The organism is Bacteroides sp. GM023 (assembly GCF_014750685.1).
In the GTDB taxonomy this organism is placed as follows: domain Bacteria; phylum Bacteroidota; class Bacteroidia; order Bacteroidales; family Bacteroidaceae; genus Bacteroides.
The window spans coordinates 100,143-117,733 of the sequence record NZ_JAAXGE010000011.1 but is presented as its reverse complement, the minus strand read 5'-3'; the positions used below and the strand labels follow the sequence as shown (position 1 = coordinate 117,733).

Here is a 17,591-nt window from a genome sequence, read left to right as displayed (position 1 = left end):
TTAAAATTCAACATTCAAACCAAAAATTACCGCCCTCGATTGAGGATAAGTACCATAGTCCACTCCTTGAGCAACGGAGTTGCTTCCAAAAGCATTTACCTCGGGGTCATACCCCTTGTATTTCGTCAATGTCAACAGATTCTGTCCTGTAACATAAGCCTGCAACCTGGACAGATGTATTTTATTCAACCATTTTTTCGGGAAATTATAGGATAATGTGACTGTTTTCAAACGTAAATAAGAACCATCTTCAACAAAACGGGATGAGTTGTGATTATTCTCCGTATTACCAACCCGGGGGACGTTGGTAATCATTCCCGGCCGCTTCCAACGATCCAGCACACGAACCGACTGGTTTCTAAAGTCTGTCATACCTTCCATGTCGATGCGCGACGCATTAAATATCTTATTCCCCTGGCTTCCCTGCAAGAATACAGACAGGTCAAAACCGGCATACGAGAAAGTATTCGTCAAGCCGTAAATGAATTTAGGCTGCGCATTTCCCAAGGTAGTACGGTCTTCGGGATCAATGAAGCCATTACCATTCAGGTCACGATAAATAATATCTCCCGTTTCAGGGTCTACACCTTCCGAAATATACCCGAAGAATGTGCCCAATGGAAGTCCCTCTTTCAGGATAACAGCTTTCTCCTTAGATTCGTACATCTCGGCATCATAATACACTTTATTCAGCCCGAGCTTTGTCAACTTGTTGCGATTGAAAGAGATATTAAAGTCAGTATTCCATTGAAAATCCCCCTTAAAGTTTTGGGAAGACACTGTAAACTCCATACCTTTATTCACCATCTCACCGTCATTTCTCGTCACACTGCTCGGCACGACATTTTCCGGCAGGCTAACGGTCAGCAATAAGTCTGTCGTTTTCTTGTAATAAGCATCTACCGACAGAGACAGGCGGGAATCGAACATTGTCAAATCAAGTCCGAGATTCCATTGGCTTGTTTTCTCCCAAGTCAGTTCTTTATTAGCAGCCGAACCGGGTCTGATAGCGAGTCCCGGATACAGATTACTTTCAGAGACAGGCAGTTTGCTGGTATACATGGAAGCCATATATGCATAGTTTCCAAAACCGCCCTGATTACCGTTCATACCCCATCCGGCACGAAGTTTCAAGTCAGTAACCACCTCTTGCAAAGGTTGCATAAATTTCTCGCTAGAGATTCTCCAACCTGCGGAAACCGAAGGGAAAGTTCCCCAACGATGTCCCGGAGCAAAACGGGAAGAACCGTCGGCACGGAAATTGACTGTCAATAAGTAACGGCTGTCATAATTGTAAGCTACCCGCCCCAGGAAAGAGGCCAGCGACCATGCAGAAGCGGAAGAACCGCAGGCGTCTTTGTCCAATTGATTGGCCGCACTGATGGAATGAATATCCGGATAAGATTCTGCTAAATCGAAACCGGCCATCCATGAACCATTATATTGTGCACGCTGCTGTGTAGCTCCTGCCAAAACAGAGAGATTATGTTTCTTGAAGGAGCAATCATAAGTCAGTAGATTCTCCAATAACCACTCGAAATTCCGGGAGAAACTCTCTTCCACGCGTCCTTTCGTACCACGACCGTCCGAAGTAGAAACCGGGTCGAGATAATAATCCCAATGTTCGTTGGTCAGCTCGATGCCAAACGTTGTTTTGAATTTCAGTCCTTTGTATATATCGACTGTGAAACCGATTGAACCATTGATATGGTCTGTATTCGTATTGCTATCCGCCGCATTGGCTGCCAATGGATTCAGGATTCGTGCGCCATAAGCCTGTTCGTCATACTCGTTAGGATCATATGGATTCCATTTCTGCATGAATGGCGGAGTGTTGACCACGGACAGGATAGAACCTGCACGCAGCGAACTGCGGCTTTCGTTCACCCATTGTCCGCCTGTATGGGAGTAAGCAAAATTCAATGCCATCTTCAGCCATTTAGTCTGCTCACTATCCAAGTTGGCACGGAAATTATACCGGTTGAAATGCGCTTTATCTACGATACCCTGTTCGTCAGAATAACCACCGGATACAAAATATTGCAATTTCTCCGTTCCATTGGCCACGGACAATTGATAGTTCTGATTGACACCCGTACCGAAGAACAGATCAGTCCAGTCTACATAACGGGTCTCGTTTTCGGGAATATTGGGAGCAACATCCGAAACGGCTTTCAAATCTTTCATCAAGTCCTTATACTGTTCCGTGTTCAATGCATCAATCTTCTTTCCCAATTTGGAGAATCCGACATACGCACTCATTTTCACTTGCGGAGCACCGATTCTTCCTCTTTTGGTGGTAATCAGCACAACTCCGTTTGCCGCACGTGCTCCATAAATGGCAGCTGACGACGCATCCTTCAGGATTTGCATACTTTCAATATCGTTCGGGCTAATGCTCGAAATATCGTCCGTAGGCAAACCGTCCACTACATACAAAGGTTCGTTGGATGCCTGTACCGAAGTAGCACCTCTCACCCGGATTGTCACTCCCGAACCCGGCATACCCGAAGGCTGCACCACCTGGATACCGGCTGCTTTACCCTGGATAGCCTGTGCAGCGGACATAATCGGACGCTCTTCGATATCTGCCGTAGAAACGATAGAAACCGCAGTCGTAATATCTTTCCGTTTCATAAAGCCATAGCCCACTACGACTACTTCTTCCAGCACTTGTGAGTCTTCGCTCAAAGATACATTATATACATTTTGTTTATTGACCGTATGAGACTGGGAAACATAACCTATATAAGAGAAATTCAGCTTTGCACCCATAGGAGCATCCAAAGAGAAACGTCCGTCTATATCAGTGGCAGTTCCTATATTCTCCCCGTCTACTTTTACGGTAACTCCAATCAGGGGTTCTCCTTTCCGGTCGACTACTGTGCCCGTTATTTTCTTCTTATCTCCTTTTTGGGGTTCTTTCTGTTCTGTCTGAACGGTAAGCACCACTTGCTTACCCGATTCTATTTTATAACTAATAGATGAGCCTTTGAAAACTTTTTCTAAAACCGATTCTATGCTTTCATTGCGCACTGTCAATGAAATTTTCTGTTCCAGTCCGGGGAGTTTATCCGTATAAAAGAAGCTGTAGTCGGCTTCCTTCTCAATCACCCGTATCGTTTGGCGTATTGTCTGATTCTTCACCGAGAAAGTGATTTGCGCACTTACCTTTTGGGACACAGACAATAAGATACAACTGAACATAACAAGCCTGAATATGATATGTAATTGTTTTCTCATTAGTAATTAGCTTTAAATTCTTTAAAATATAAGTCTGAAAATTAGACTTTTTATTATCTTTGTGAAATCGTGATGCAAAAAGGGTATCCTTTCCCTTATCCGCATAAGGAAAATATTCTTTTTACCATCATGAATAAACCGTATTTGATTTCGGGGTGGAATTATGCTGCTACATAATTCTACCCTCTTTGTTTTATTATGAGGAGTCTTCCATGGATCGTCTTTTTTTAGTTAATACTACTTCCTATTCTCACAGTATCTCCTTCCAACTTATAAGTCAAAGGATAAGTAAGGCTTATAATGTAAAATACATTATGTAAACTGCTATTCCGGATGGTTCCGGAAAACGGCACATTCTTCAGTTTCTCCGAGTCAAACACTACTTTCACCCCATACATCCGCTCCAGGGTGGTAGCAATGTCAGCCAAAGACGCCGAATTGAAAATCAACATATTCTTCCGCCAAAAGTCGATTTCACGTATGTCCGGGATGACAGATTTAGTAAATGTCCGGTTGCCCTTATGATACTCCACTTTCTCACCCGGTTTCAGCAATGTGGCACTCGTTTGATTGGAAACCCTGACACTTCCTTCCGCCAGCAATGTAGTGACGGAAAGGTCATCACTGTATCCCTTCACATCAAAAGTCGTCCCCAATGCCTCTATCTCCAAATCATTACAACAAACGACAAAGCGTTTTTCCTTATTCTTCGCTACCTCAAAGTATGCTTCCCCGTCTAAATAAATCTTCCGTTCTTCCTTATTATATTCCGCATCATAAGAAAGATGAGTAGCCGAGTTTAACCATACTTTTGTACCGTCGGGCAAAGTGATATTCGCTTTTTGACCGTAATCCACCGCTACCATGAAAGGGTCTTGAGACACCTTATTTATATTGCCAACAAATAAATAAGTAGCCAGTGCCAGGCAAACCGGTAATAATATAGTGGCTGCTACCTTATATATAACAGGTTGCCAACGTGCCTTCTTCGGTGATAGAACTCCAGCCCCATCCAAATTCCTCTGCAAATGATTCCACATATCTTCTTCCACTGTCTTATCTATTTCAACAGCGGCATCTTTCCACATTTGTTCGCAGAGTAAATTGAATTCATCCCGAATTCCCGGTCGGCGGATCCATTCGACCAGTATCCTGATTTCTTCAGCGGAAGCCTTCTTTTTGAAGAACTTTTCTAATAGTAATATGTAATCGTGTTGCTCCATAATTTTCCTTTTCTATATATATTAGCCTTGAGCGGGAGAAAAGGACTACAACGGAGTCAGAGAAAAGTGAGGTATTAACCTTTATTAGTAATTAACGGTTAGAAATTGCAGAAAAAGCAAGAGACAGAAAAGGCTATCGTCCCCAGTTTATCACGTAAGAAGCCTAAGGAACGTTGCACTTGTGTGGCAACCGTTTTTTCTGAGATATTCAGCCGTTCGCCTATTTCACGATAACTAAGTCCTGATTTCCAATATAACATAAATATTTCCCGGCGTGCAGGAGGTAGTTCATTCAGCAGCTTCAATATATATTCTTCCAGGAATAAATAATCCAACTCTTCATCCATCTCTACGGATGCTTCGGATTGTTCACTCGACAGTTTATCTACGTAATTTTGAAGTAACAGTTCGCGCCGCACATAATGATACACCATATTCCGGGATATCTTGAAAAGATAACCGTCTAAATTTCCCTCTATATCAATGTTTAATCGCTTCTCCCAAATCTGAAGAAAAATATCCTGTGTAATATCTTTTGCCACCCCTGCATCACTTACCATAGAAAGGACAAAATTGTAAATACGGGCATTGTATGAGCGATACAACGCCTCGAAAATACTTTTATTTCCGTCCTTCAATAATTGAAGCTGCTTTGTGGTCATTATCATAATAGTAAGGTTAAAGTCATATACGGACTCAAAAATAACGAAATTACCAAAGGTTTCAACTAAAGCTCTTGTTAATATTTCAAAACTTTTTCAACCTCAATGTAGACTCTTTCTGTCATTCCTCCCCGGCAAAGATAAATGAATAATGCATAGCTTTAAAAAGAAAATGAATATAAATGTGCAAACTTTACAGGTCGTATAATAAAATCAGTCATTTTGCTATAAAATTAATAGATTTTATCCATCAAGGGCTACAATTTCTAACTTTTATTCCTACATTTGCAGCCAAATGATAACTTATTAATAAATAATACAGATACTATGGCTAAAATAACCAAAGAAGCCGCTTTGCTCTATCACTCACAGGGCAAACCTGGTAAGATTGAGGTAGTTCCTACCAAACCGTATAGTACACAAACTGATTTAGCACTCGCATACTCTCCCGGCGTGGCAGAACCATGTCTCGAAATTGAGAAAAATCCGCAAGATGCATACAAATATACTGCAAAAGGTAATCTTGTTGCTGTTATTTCCAACGGTACAGCCGTACTCGGACTGGGCGACATAGGCGCATTGAGCGGCAAACCGGTAATGGAAGGCAAGGGTTTGCTTTTCAAAATCTATGCAGGTATTGACGTATTCGATATTGAAGTCGACGAGAAAGACCCGGAAAAGTTTATCACGGCAGTAAAAGCCATCGCTCCGACTTTCGGTGGTATCAACCTTGAAGACATCAAGGCGCCGGAATGTTTCGAAATCGAACGCCGTCTGAAAGAAGAACTGGATATCCCGGTGATGCACGACGACCAGCACGGAACAGCTATTATCTCCAGTGCCGGACTGGTAAACGCGCTCGAAGTGGCCGGAAAGAAAATCGAAGATGTAAAAATCGTCGTTAACGGTGCAGGCGCTTCTGCTGTTTCCTGTACTAAATTGTATGTTTCATTAGGCGCACGCCTTGAAAATATCGTCATGGTCGACAGTAAAGGCGTAATCAGCAAGGCACGTACCGACCTGAACGAACAGAAGAGATATTTTGCAACCGACCGTACAGATGTCCATACACTGGAAGAAGCTATCAAAGGCGCGGATGTATTCCTCGGTCTGTCCAAAGGAAATGTATTGAGCCAGGATATGGTACGCAGCATGGCTTCCATGCCCATCGTATTCGCGTTGGCCAATCCTACACCGGAAATCTCTTACGAAGATGCCATGGCAGCCCGTCCCGATGTATTGATGGCAACCGGACGTTCTGACTATCCGAACCAAATCAATAACGTTATCGGATTCCCGTATATCTTCCGTGGCGCCTTGGACACTCATGCCAAAGCGATCAATGAAGAAATGAAGCTGGCAGCCGTACACGCTATCGCCAACCTGGCAAAACAGCCTGTACCCGATGTTGTAAACGCAGCTTATCATGTAAACAACCTTTCTTTCGGACCTGAATATTTCATTCCGAAACCGGTAGATCCCCGCCTTATCACAGAAGTTTCCTGTGCCGTAGCAAAAGCTGCCATGGAAAGCGGAGTAGCCCGCACGGAAATCAAAAACTGGGATGCTTACTGTGTACATCTGCGCGAATTAATGGGATATGAGTCCAAACTGACCCGCCAACTGTATGACACTGCCCGCCGCAGTCCACAACGTGTGGTCTTTGCCGAAGGTATCCACCCGAATATGCTGAAAGCAGCCGTTGAAGCGAAAGCCGAAGGTATCTGCCATCCTATCTTATTAGGAAACGACGAAGCTATCGGCAAGTTGGCGGAAGAGCTAGACCTCAGCCTGGAAGGTATCGAAATCGTCAATCTCCGTCACCCGGACGAATCTGACCGCCGCGAACGCTATTCACGTATCCTGTCGGAAAAACGTGCACGCGAAGGCTTTACTTACGAGGAAGCCAACGACAAGATGTTCGAGCGCAACTATTTCGGTATGATGATGGTGGAAACCGGAGATGCAGACGCATTCATCACCGGACTTTATACAAGATACAGCAATACAATCAAGGTAGCCAAAGAAGTGATCGGTATCCAACCGGGCTTCAAGCACTTCGGAACCATGCATATCCTGAACTCCAAGAAAGGTACTTACTTCCTGGCAGATACGCTGATTAACCGTCACCCGGACACTGAAACGTTGATTGACATCGCCAAACTGTCCGACAAGACAGTCCGCTTCTTCAATCATACTCCGGCAATGGCTATGCTGTCTTACTCAAACTTCGGCGCCGATACTACCGGAAGCCCGGTAAAAGTACACGAAGCCGTAGATTATATGCAGAAAGAGTATCCTGAACTGGCTATCGACGGTGAAATGCAGGTAAACTTTGCCATGAACCGCGAATTGCGTGATACTAAATATCCGTTTACCCGCCTGAGAGGCAAAGACGTGAATACACTGATTTTCCCGAACCTGAGTTCGGCCAATGCGGGTTACAAATTGCTACAGGCAATGGATCCGGATACGGAATTCATCGGCCCTATCCAAATGGGATTGAACAAACCTATCCATTTCACCGATTTTGAAAGCTCTGTCCGCGACATCGTTAATATCACAGCCGTAGCCGTGATTGACGCCATCGTTGTCAAGAAGAAAAAAGAAGGTAAATGAAAAGGCCGTTATCCAAATCACAAATAGTTTGCATCAGCCTGCTTTGGTTGGCGCTTTGCTATTTAGTTATCACAAAAGCCGAACGAATTGACGGCATGACGATAGTAACGCTTGTCATTTCGGCAGCGTTGGTATTCATTCCTGTCTATAAGTCGATTAAAAAGAATAAATAAATATCTTTTTTCCCATTTTTAATGCGATAAAATATCAAATTTGATGTTTTATCGCATTTTTCTTTATAAAATGTTTGCTAGTTCAATTTTTATCTTTACTTTTGCAACCGCATAAGAGAAATAGACAATCGAATTTTAAACAACCTATAAAAGAAAAAAAGATTATGAATGCAGCAAAGGTATTAGACGATCTGAAAAGAAGATTTCCCAATGAACCGGAGTATCATCAAGCAGTAGAAGAAGTTCTTTCTACTATTGAAGAAGAATACAACAAACACCCGGAGTTCGACAAAGTGAACTTGATTGAACGTTTGTGTATTCCTGATAGAGTATATCAGTTCCGCGTGACTTGGATGGATGACAAAGGTAACATTCAGACGAACATGGGTTACCGTGTTCAGCATAACAACGCGATTGGTCCATACAAAGGCGGTATCCGTTTCCATGCATCTGTGAACCTTTCTATCTTGAAGTTCCTTGCCTTTGAACAAACATTCAAAAACTCACTGACTACTCTGCCGATGGGTGGTGGTAAAGGTGGTTCTGACTTCTCTCCGCGTGGAAAGTCAAATATGGAAGTAATGCGTTTCGTCCAATCATTCATGTTGGAACTGTGGCGCCATATCGGCCCTGAAACTGACGTTCCGGCAGGTGACATCGGTGTTGGTGGTCGTGAAGTAGGTTTCATGTTCGGTATGTACAAGAAACTGGCTCACGAATTCACAGGAACATTCACTGGTAAAGGCCGCGAATTCGGTGGTTCACTGATTCGCCCGGAAGCTACCGGTTATGGTAACATCTACTTCCTGATGGAAATGTTGAAGAAACAGGGTACTGACCTGAAAGGCAAGTCTTGCCTGATTTCCGGTTCCGGTAACGTTGCCCAATATACTGCAGAAAAAGTTCTCGAACTCGGCGGTAAGGTGCTGACGATGTCTGACTCTGACGGTTACATCTTCGATCCGGAAGGTATCGACCGCGAAAAACTGGATTACATCATGGAACTGAAGAACCTGTACCGTGGCCGTATCCGTGAATACGCAGATAAATATGGTTGCAAATATGTAGAAGGAGCTCGTCCCTGGGGCGAAAAAGCAGATATCGCTCTGCCTTCTGCCACTCAGAACGAATTGAACGGCGACGACGCTAAGAAATTGGTTGCTAATGGTGTAATGGCGGTATCTGAAGGCGCAAACATGCCTTCTACTCCTGAAGCTGTTAAAGTATTCCAGGAAGCTAAGATTCTTTATGCTCCGGGTAAAGCTGCAAACGCTGGTGGTGTATCAGTATCAGGTCTTGAAATGACTCAGAACTCTATCAAATTGAGCTGGAGCGCTGAAGAAGTAGACGAAAAACTGAAGAGCATCATGAAGAATATCCACGAAGCTTGTGTTCAGTATGGTACTGAAGCAGACGGATATGTAAACTATGTGAAAGGTGCTAACGTAGCCGGATTCATGAAGGTTGCCAAAGCAATGATGGCACAAGGTATCGTATAATCAGCCAAAGATACAATAAGCTATAGTGCAAAGCTCCCGTCTTCCGTAAGGAAGGGCGGGAGTTTTTTTATGCACAAACGACTTGTCTGACACCCGGGTGTCGTGCATACTGAGACCCGGGTGTCAGTACAATCATCTTTGCAGTAAAAAAAATACCCGGCAGTATGGATTTATTCATAGTTATTCTCTATCTTTAGATAGAAATTTTCTGTTTGACAAATGAACAAAAGCCGCTTATCTTTGTAACATATTATAAACAACGGATGGAAAGAGTAAAAAGACTACGGTTTGCTTATCTTTGTTTCCGACTAAAAAGATCTATTTATGGAAAAGAAAAAACTTACTGCTGCGAACGGACGCCCCATCGCCGACAATCAGAATTCGCAAACTGCAGGTCAACGTGGACCTGTAATGTTACAAGATCCCTGGCTTATTGAAAAGCTTGCCCATTTTGATCGTGAAGTGATCCCCGAAAGACGTATGCACGCCAAAGGGTCGGGTGCTTACGGTACTTTTACAGTGACTCATGACATCACAAAGTACACCCGTGCAGCCATTTTTAGTGAAGTCGGAAAGAAAACAGAATGCTTTGTTCGTTTCTCCACCGTAGCCGGAGAACGCGGAGCGGCTGACGCCGAACGTGATATCCGTGGTTTTGCCATGAAATTCTACACAGAGGAAGGAAACTGGGATTTGGTCGGAAACAATACTCCTGTATTCTTTTTGCGTGACCCGCTCAAATTCCCGGATTTGAATCATGCTATCAAACGGGATCCCAAAACGAATATGCGCAGCCCGAATAGTAACTGGGATTTCTGGACACTGCTGCCGGAAGCATTGCATCAGATCACTATCACTATGAGTCCTCGCGGTATTCCTTATTCCTATCGTCATATGCACGGATTCGGAAGTCACACTTATAGTTTTATCAATGCGGATAACCAACGAATTTGGGTGAAATTCCATCTACGTACCTTGCAGGGTATCAAGAATCTGACTGACCAGGAAGCGGAAGCTATTGTTGCCAAAGACCGTGAATCTCATCAACGCGACCTTTTCGGAAGTATAGAAAAAGGGGATTATCCGAAATGGTTGTTCCAAATTCAGTTGATGACGGAAGAGGAAGCGGACAATTATCGCATCAATCCGTTCGACCTGACCAAAGTATGGCCGCATAAAGATTTTCCTTTGCAGGATGTAGGCATACTGGAACTGAACCGTAACCCGGAAAACTATTTCGCCGAAGTGGAACAGGCTGCTTTCAATCCTATGAATTTTGTTGATGGTATCGGTCTTTCTCCTGACAAAATGTTACAGGGACGTTTGTTCTCTTACGGTGACGCACAACGTTACCGTCTCGGAGTGAACGCGGAACAGATTCCGGTAAACAAACCTCGTTGTCCTTTCCATGCTTACCATCGTGACGGAGCTATGCGTGTAGACGGAAACTATGGCGACGCAAAAGGTTATGAACCAAACAGCTACGGAGAATGGCAAGATTCCCCGCATATGAAAGAACCACCTCTCAAAGTTACCGGTGAAGTTTATAATTATAACGAACGCGAATATGATGATGACTATTACAGCCAGCCGGGTGACTTGTTCCGACTGATGCCGGCTGAAGAACAACAACTATTGTTCGAGAACACAGCACGCGCTATGGGAGATTCAGAGTTGTTCATCAAACAACGTCATACCCGCAATTGCTACAAGGCTGATCCTGCCTACGGAACGGGAGTTGCCAAAGCATTAGGCATTGACTTGCAAGAGGCTTTGAAAGAATAAAAAATTAAGAAATTAATGGAAGGAAGGCTGTCTTTAAATTCAAAGACAGCCTTTTTTGTATACTATTCCCGACAGTTAAGGTTTCTCTTTTAACATTTTACAAAAATTGACGTCAACGCTTATAACTATCTTTGCTCCTTAATAATCCCTTAACTCATAACAATAGATGAAACTAAAAAATGTATTCGCCGGAATGATAATGTGTCTGGCAATAACTTCTTGTATTCAAGACGAAGGTTTAAACGTTGAAGCTGCCATAGATGGATGCAACGGCAGTAATATCCAATTATCTACCATCAATACTTACAGTAAAACTGTATCGATTTACGTATCAAAAGCCACAGATTTATCAGCATTGGAAATCCAGTTCGAACTGCCCGAAGGAGCCGACATAGAACCTGTCGACGCAGCGGCAAACGATCATGCTCCTAAATATGACTTTTCAAGTTCAAAAGTTCCCGTTACTTCGGAGCAGACATTAGAACAATACCAGCGTAAGTTCAGAGTGACATCCGAAAGCCGTACAACGGAAGCTGTTTATGTGATTACTGTTATCAAGTCGGAGCTTCCTACGGAGTATCATTTTGAAAATATAGAAGACGGTAATAACAAGTACCATATATTCTATGAATTCAATCTGCAAAAAGCGGAAATGCTCCAATGGGCAAGCGGTAATCCCGGCTTCAACCTCACCGGTATGGCGAGATCTCCTTTGGATTATATAACTATACAGTCACAGGGATATATGGGTAAAGGGGCAAAACTGGAAACTAAAAGTACCGGAAGTTTCGGTGCAGGGGTTAGTATGCCTATTGCGGCAGGAAATCTCTTCATCGGTTCATTCGAAGTCGGCAACGCATTAAAAGACGCAATGAAGGCTACTAAATTCGGTTTCCCTTTCTACAAACATCCTACACGGCTTTCAGGGTATTACAAGTTCAAACCGGGAACTGATTATACTTCCTATACTTTGGGAGCGGATGGAAAGAAAAACTTTTTCATAGATGCCAACATGAATGGCAAAGATAAGGGGGATATATATGCTGTTTTATATGAAGCAGATAATGTAGAGGACTTCCTGGACGGTTACAACTCTTTGAATTCTCCTAAAATAGTATCTCTTGCAAGAATCGGAGTGAAACCAGAAGAAGAAATGAAAGAAACGAGTGAATGGACTTATTTCGATTTACCATTTGTACTTCAAAATAGTAAAACAATCAATGACAATATGCTTGCTGCCGGTAAATATAAACTTGCCATCGTATTCTCTTCCAGTGTGGAAGGAGCAGCTTTCAAGGGTTCAGTAGGAAGTACATTATGGATAGACGAAGTGACAATCCATTGCGAAGAAGACAACGATTAATAATTTAAAAAGTAATTTATATATGAAAAAATATATATTGGCTAGTTTAGCTATGTTTTTTTTCGGCATTAGCCAAATCAATGCACAATCATCTAATGAACACAAAGGGCTTTTATGGTCTTCACTTCATGGGTTAGATTATCAATTCAAAGCGGGTGTGAACATAGGTGGAACATCTCCGCTCCCTCTTCCCAAAGAAATCAGAAGCCTTGACAGCTACTCTCCCGGGCTTGCTATCACCCTGGAAGCTAATATTACCAAATGGATAGACGTACAAAAAAAGTGGGGAGTCAGCTTGGGACTCCGTCTCGACAACAAAAATATGACTACCGAAGCCACAGTAAAGAACTATGGCATGGAGATTTTTAATGAAACAGGTGGAAAGGTAGAAGGACTTTGGACAGGTGGTGTTAAAACCAAAGTGAAAATGTCTCTTTTGACTATGCCTGTTCTGGCTAATTACAAAATCAGCGACCGATGGAAAATCGTTGCAGGTCCTTATTTTTCATATATGATTGAGAAAGACTTTTCAGGCCATGTTTATGAAGGACATCTGCGCTCGCCGAATGCTACCGGTGACCGGGTGAATTTCACTGGAGATAATATTGCAACTTATGACTTCTCCGAAGATTTGCGCAAATTCCAATGGGGATTGCAGGTAGGTGGAGAATGGAAAGCTTATAAGCACTTAAATATACATGCTGACTTGACATGGGGGCTGAACGACATCTTCAAGAAAGATTTCACTACGATTTCATTTGCCATGTATCCTATTTACTTAAATATAGGATTTGGCTATTCATTCTAAGAAGTAGTCTTCTATACAAAGATATATAAAGAACCGGCGAAGAATCATATAACAAGATTCTTCGCCGGTTTCTTTATATTTATATTAGAAGATTACCTTCTAATAAAAAAGGCCGTCTCATTGTTTATTGAGACGACCTCTTTCTTTATCTTTCCTATTCTAATGGTTAGAATACAACTTCAAGATTGTCAATATAAAGTACGCTACCCGGTGCGCCCGAGAAGTTATCTCCATCCTTACTGGACGAACAAACAATAGCCAACTTATATATCTTGGAAGGATCCCAGGATTTACCATTCTTATACTCGAAGTTAACGTTGAACGCAGTATAAGCAGAGCGTTCGCCTGCATCTTTTACAGAAGCGATAGCCACGATCTTATCAGATGTCAACAAGTTAGTTCCATCCAAATGATCTGCAGAATAAGATTTGATCTCATATAATACCGCATTCATTGCAGGAGCATCTTTCTTAGTGTTATCCAAAGTCACTTCATGAGCCTTTGCGGGATTACCAGGGGTATTGGCTTGATAATAATCCGGTCCGGCAGCATATTTATAAAATCCCTTGAAAGATTTGGGTTCTTTGGTACACACATTACCGAAGTGGGTACTTTGCAATGTATTCATGATATTCACGCTGAATATTCCATTATACACAGTACCTGACGTTACTTTAGGGATAGCAGTTATCAACACAAATCGTCCTTTTGTATCAGCCGTTACAAGACGTGCCGCTTTTCCACTGCCAGTTGCAGTATCGTCAGTTTCAGTCACTAGATAAGGACCTGCCTGTGGATACAAAGCATTATCTCCAGTACCATACATCGCTTTGATATATTTCAGTCCTTCATTTGATGTCACCCATCCATTTCCCGGTTCATAATATTCCTGATATTTATTGGCTTCAACATCAGTGGCATTCTTCAGTTCCCAAGGAGCATCAAAATCAACCTTAAATGAAAAGTCATTAATCACATCATAGGTAATAGTGTAAGTTGTTGTTGTTCCCTTCTCCGGTTTTACTTTTACCTGCGTCTTTTCTCCGGAGAAATCAATAGGAGTTCCCTTCACATACTCTTCATTGTTATAAAGCAGTGTTGCTCCTGTTGAAACTTCAAAAGTAGGTACTAGTTCTTTCAGTTGTTCTTTCGTTGTACCTGGAGCGACATAGAACACAACATTTTTGTCTGTAATCTCAGGCTGAACAGTTATTATATCACTATCGATAGTCATCTTTAGTAATTCATTACCTGTTCTCTGTATCGGAGCGGATGTATAGGTATAATTCACCGTATAAGTCGCCGATTTCACCATTATCTTCAATGAGAGGATTTGATTAGCCCACGTACCGGATACTGTGTATTCAACTTCCTCTTTATTCTTTTCAGCAAGCGTACCCTTAAATTCCTCAATAGAAAAAGTTCCATCTGCATTCTTTATTAACCGTGCACCAGTTACTACAAGAGGCTGAGTAGCCTTGGAAGCCGTTGGTGTACCTAACTCTGGATTGTAAGGAAATGAGATGCTAAATTTTGTAATTGAGATCTTATTATATCCTGCAGCAGTCAAATAAATACCACCTGTTGCAGACGGATAAGCCATCGAAAATCCCTCTACTTCAGGATCACAAGTAAATTCAATCTCGGAACGCGGATAATAACCTACGATTGCGTCTGAATAATCTTTATCATCAATTTCTTTAGAAATACGAGTACCTTCAAATGAAACCACAATATCCATATCTTCAGCAGGACCGCCCTCTACGCTTCCACCTTTTTGGATAACATTGATATTCAAATTAGCTTTTTCATTACTTACTGTTCCTGATACTTTGATAGTCAGATTTCCCAAAACAGCATGATTCATTGTTGTTGTAGTTTCCTGTAGAACAGCCTGTCCTTCATCACCACTCAACGATATACCGCTCACTACAATATCACCTACAGAGAAAGTTAAAAATGAAAAGTCTCTCAATGACAATTCCACTTTATCTGCTCCTTCAGCTTTTACAAAAATTCTCTGAGATATAGCTTCCGGAGTCAAGTTTGCACCGTTCATGGAAACCTTCAAGCCACCATCGTAAGTTCCGACTGTCGCATCTTGAAGCATAGGATAATCAGGACCTGCATTTTTCGGATCGTCATCACTACAAGCCGTGAATAGACTTACCGAGCACATCAATACAAATAAACACAACAAATTCTTTTTCATCAATACTCTGTTTAAGTTAATAATAATAAGTTAATTACAAAAAGAAAAGTCCATTTTCAAGAAGAGATAATATACTCTTCCTTGCTAAAAAATGGCATAAAAAAATCTCTTATACCTTATATATACATAAGGTATAAGGTCTATTTCATGAATTAAATAGTCTATTTTTAGATTATACTTGCCTTAGGCAAGTTGCCAACATGAGGTAGTAAAGAGAATAAAACAGTCTAGTAAGAGAAACTGTTCTCGCAGATCCTCATAAATAAAGTTCAAATGTTATGAGAAATTGCGAGAAACCATGTTCCAAATTTTATTTTTTCGTTCCAGTATATTGAACTTTGACGCTTAATAATACCTCTCCATCCATGCTTACAGCAACATCTATCGGCAAGCTTAGTTTATTGCCTTCTACAGTTGCATTTACAATATCAACTTTACAATCAGCAGTTACTTCCAAACCAGGGGCCAATGGAACTTTTACTCCAGTCAAATTTTCAGTACCGCTAAAAGTTGATTTTCCATCTTTTTGTGCCACGGTACATTTTCCTACTTTCAAATCACCTAAGTTCACAGGTATGGGATCATTATTTCCAAGAACAACATTTAAAGTAAATTCCTTGATAACTACATCCACAGCATTATCGCCATTCTTTTCCAAAGACAGAGATTTAGCCTCATTGGCAACTACTTGTCCCTCTATGGAAGCAACCAAAGTACCACTGTATGTACCAGCCACTATTCCCGAAGGAGTAGTATCATCGTCGTCGTCATCACCACAAGCTGTAAACAGACTCATCGAGCCAATCAGCATTGCAAACATAAAAAATGAAATTCTTTTCATAACTTTCTCTTTTAGTTAATGGTTTTATCTACGAAAGAGAATACCACTTTTATTCTCTTCGCCTTTTTCTCAAAAGATAGCGCAAAGTAACGACTATTTACGGAGTGGCACAAGGTCTATTTTTTCTGTTTTTGTTCTCTTCTTCAACAATCTCATCCCATAAAGAAACTATGCGAACTATGGACGCATTTTGTGGAAGAAACTGGTAGTCTAATTTTCCATAGTTCAGTTATCTTTGCCCGGATAGCAAAAGTAAAATGAATAAAGAATTACCTAAAATAGATTTGCCGGAAGAATGGGTGATAGGCACAGGGATTAGCAAGGAATTGCTTAGTTTGTACACCAACTTTCCCTGCCGGTTAAAAGCGGAAATTTTTGTATTGTGTATGGAAGGCGAAATAGAGGCTTCGGTCAATCTGAACCGCATCACAGTACATGCCAATAATTTCATTACAATTATGCCGGGCAGTATTTTGCAGATACACAGTGTTCGCGGAGAACCCAAACTGTATTTTGGCGGCTTCTCATCAAAATACCTGGAACAAACTAACTTAAACCCATCTCCTACTGATACTTTATTTGTAACAATAGGCAGACCGGTCATTCCATTAAAAACGGAGGGAGCCAAACTGCTGGAAGAGTATTTCCTGTTTCTAATAAAGCTTTATGCCTTTTTCGACCAAACGACTCGTAAAGGAATCACCTTGCATCTATATAATAATATACATGTAGGAATATCCGCCATGTACAAAAACCGACAGCAAAGTACCAAAGAATTTCTGTCGAAAAAAGAACTTATATACAAGAATTTCACGCAACTCGTGGTTCAGAATTATAGTCAGACACGGAATGTGGCGTGGTATGCCGGAAAGCTAAAAATAGCACAGACTCACCTCTGTACCATAGTAAAACAAGTTACAGGAAACACATGTGTAGAAATCATCTCACGCATGGTGATTATGGATGCCAAGTCACAATTGAAATCCACCAATTTCTCTATTCAGGAAATCTCCGATTCGCTCAACTTTGCCAATATGTCGTTCTTTGGCAAGTATTTTAAGCGATATGTGGGGATGAGTCCACTGGCATATCGGAATAACGGATAAAAATTGTTCCAATAAAATTTAGCCATTTTTTTCCTTTTAAAGGAACACCCTCTTCCT

At 41.7% G+C, this 17,591-nt stretch carries 12 protein-coding genes; 7 read left to right on the top strand and 5 right to left on the bottom strand.

All coding sequences use genetic code 11. From position 1 onward, the window contains the following. The 3 genes from HC965_RS21555 to HC965_RS21545 form a co-directional block, all read right to left on the bottom strand. Complete coding sequence (locus HC965_RS21555) at window positions 1-3,243, bottom strand: TonB-dependent receptor (protein ID WP_191033400.1); 3,243 nt, start codon at window positions 3,241-3,243, stop codon at window positions 1-3. Between the two features lie 227 nt (window positions 3,244-3,470). Beyond that, window positions 3,471-4,466: a FecR family protein gene (locus tag HC965_RS21550; protein WP_191033399.1), complete on the bottom strand. Its 996-nt coding sequence runs from the start codon at window positions 4,464-4,466 to the stop codon at window positions 3,471-3,473. A gap of 98 nt (window positions 4,467-4,564) precedes the next feature. Then, entirely contained in the window at window positions 4,565-5,131 is a 567-nt protein-coding gene (locus HC965_RS21545) for an RNA polymerase sigma-70 factor (protein ID WP_191033452.1), read from the bottom strand. A 324-nt stretch (window positions 5,132-5,455) separates the two neighbouring features. Here HC965_RS21545 and HC965_RS21540 point away from each other — a divergent pair, with 324 nt between their 5' ends. The 6 genes from HC965_RS21540 to HC965_RS21515 all read left to right on the top strand — a co-directional run bounded on the left by HC965_RS21540 (window position 5,456) and on the right by HC965_RS21515 (window position 13,375). After that, complete coding sequence (locus tag HC965_RS21540; protein ID WP_191033398.1) at window positions 5,456-7,747, top strand: NADP-dependent malic enzyme; 2,292 nt, start codon at window positions 5,456-5,458, stop codon at window positions 7,745-7,747. Then, entirely contained in the window at window positions 7,744-7,920 is a 177-nt protein-coding gene (locus HC965_RS21535) for a hypothetical protein (protein WP_097677749.1), read from the top strand. The genes HC965_RS21540 and HC965_RS21535 overlap by 4 nt, the downstream gene beginning before the upstream one ends. Before the next feature lie 164 nt (window positions 7,921-8,084). Beyond that, window positions 8,085-9,419: an NADP-specific glutamate dehydrogenase gene (locus HC965_RS21530; protein WP_191033397.1), complete on the top strand. Its 1,335-nt coding sequence runs from the start codon at window positions 8,085-8,087 to the stop codon at window positions 9,417-9,419. A 324-nt stretch (window positions 9,420-9,743) separates the two neighbouring features. Beyond that, window positions 9,744-11,204 carry a catalase gene (locus HC965_RS21525; protein ID WP_191033396.1) on the top strand — a complete coding sequence of 487 codons (1,461 nt, stop codon included), beginning with the start codon at window positions 9,744-9,746 and terminating at the stop codon, window positions 11,202-11,204. Between the two features lie 166 nt (window positions 11,205-11,370). Next, window positions 11,371-12,567, top strand: a complete 1,197-nt coding sequence (locus HC965_RS21520) for a PCMD domain-containing protein (protein WP_191033395.1) — start codon at window positions 11,371-11,373, stop codon at window positions 12,565-12,567. Window positions 12,568-12,589: 22 nt separating this feature from the next. Then, entirely contained in the window at window positions 12,590-13,375 is a 786-nt protein-coding gene (locus tag HC965_RS21515; RefSeq protein WP_191033394.1) for a porin family protein, read from the top strand. Window positions 13,376-13,541: 166 nt separating this feature from the next. On the opposite strand, the gene HC965_RS21510 is transcribed toward HC965_RS21515, so the two are convergent. Continuing rightward, on the bottom strand, window positions 13,542-15,587 hold the full coding sequence (locus HC965_RS21510; RefSeq protein ID WP_191033393.1) for a PCMD domain-containing protein: 2,046 nt from the start codon (window positions 15,585-15,587) through the stop codon (window positions 13,542-13,544). 310 nt (window positions 15,588-15,897) lie between these two features. Continuing rightward, window positions 15,898-16,428, bottom strand: a complete 531-nt coding sequence (locus tag HC965_RS21505) for a calycin-like domain-containing protein (protein WP_191033392.1) — start codon at window positions 16,426-16,428, stop codon at window positions 15,898-15,900. 257 nt (window positions 16,429-16,685) lie between these two features. Here HC965_RS21505 and HC965_RS21500 point away from each other — a divergent pair, with 257 nt between their 5' ends. After that, the gene (locus HC965_RS21500) at window positions 16,686-17,534 is read left to right on the top strand and encodes an AraC family transcriptional regulator (protein ID WP_191033391.1); all 849 of its coding nucleotides are present in this window, start codon (window positions 16,686-16,688) and stop codon (window positions 17,532-17,534) included. Window positions 17,535-17,591 lie beyond the last annotated feature (57 nt).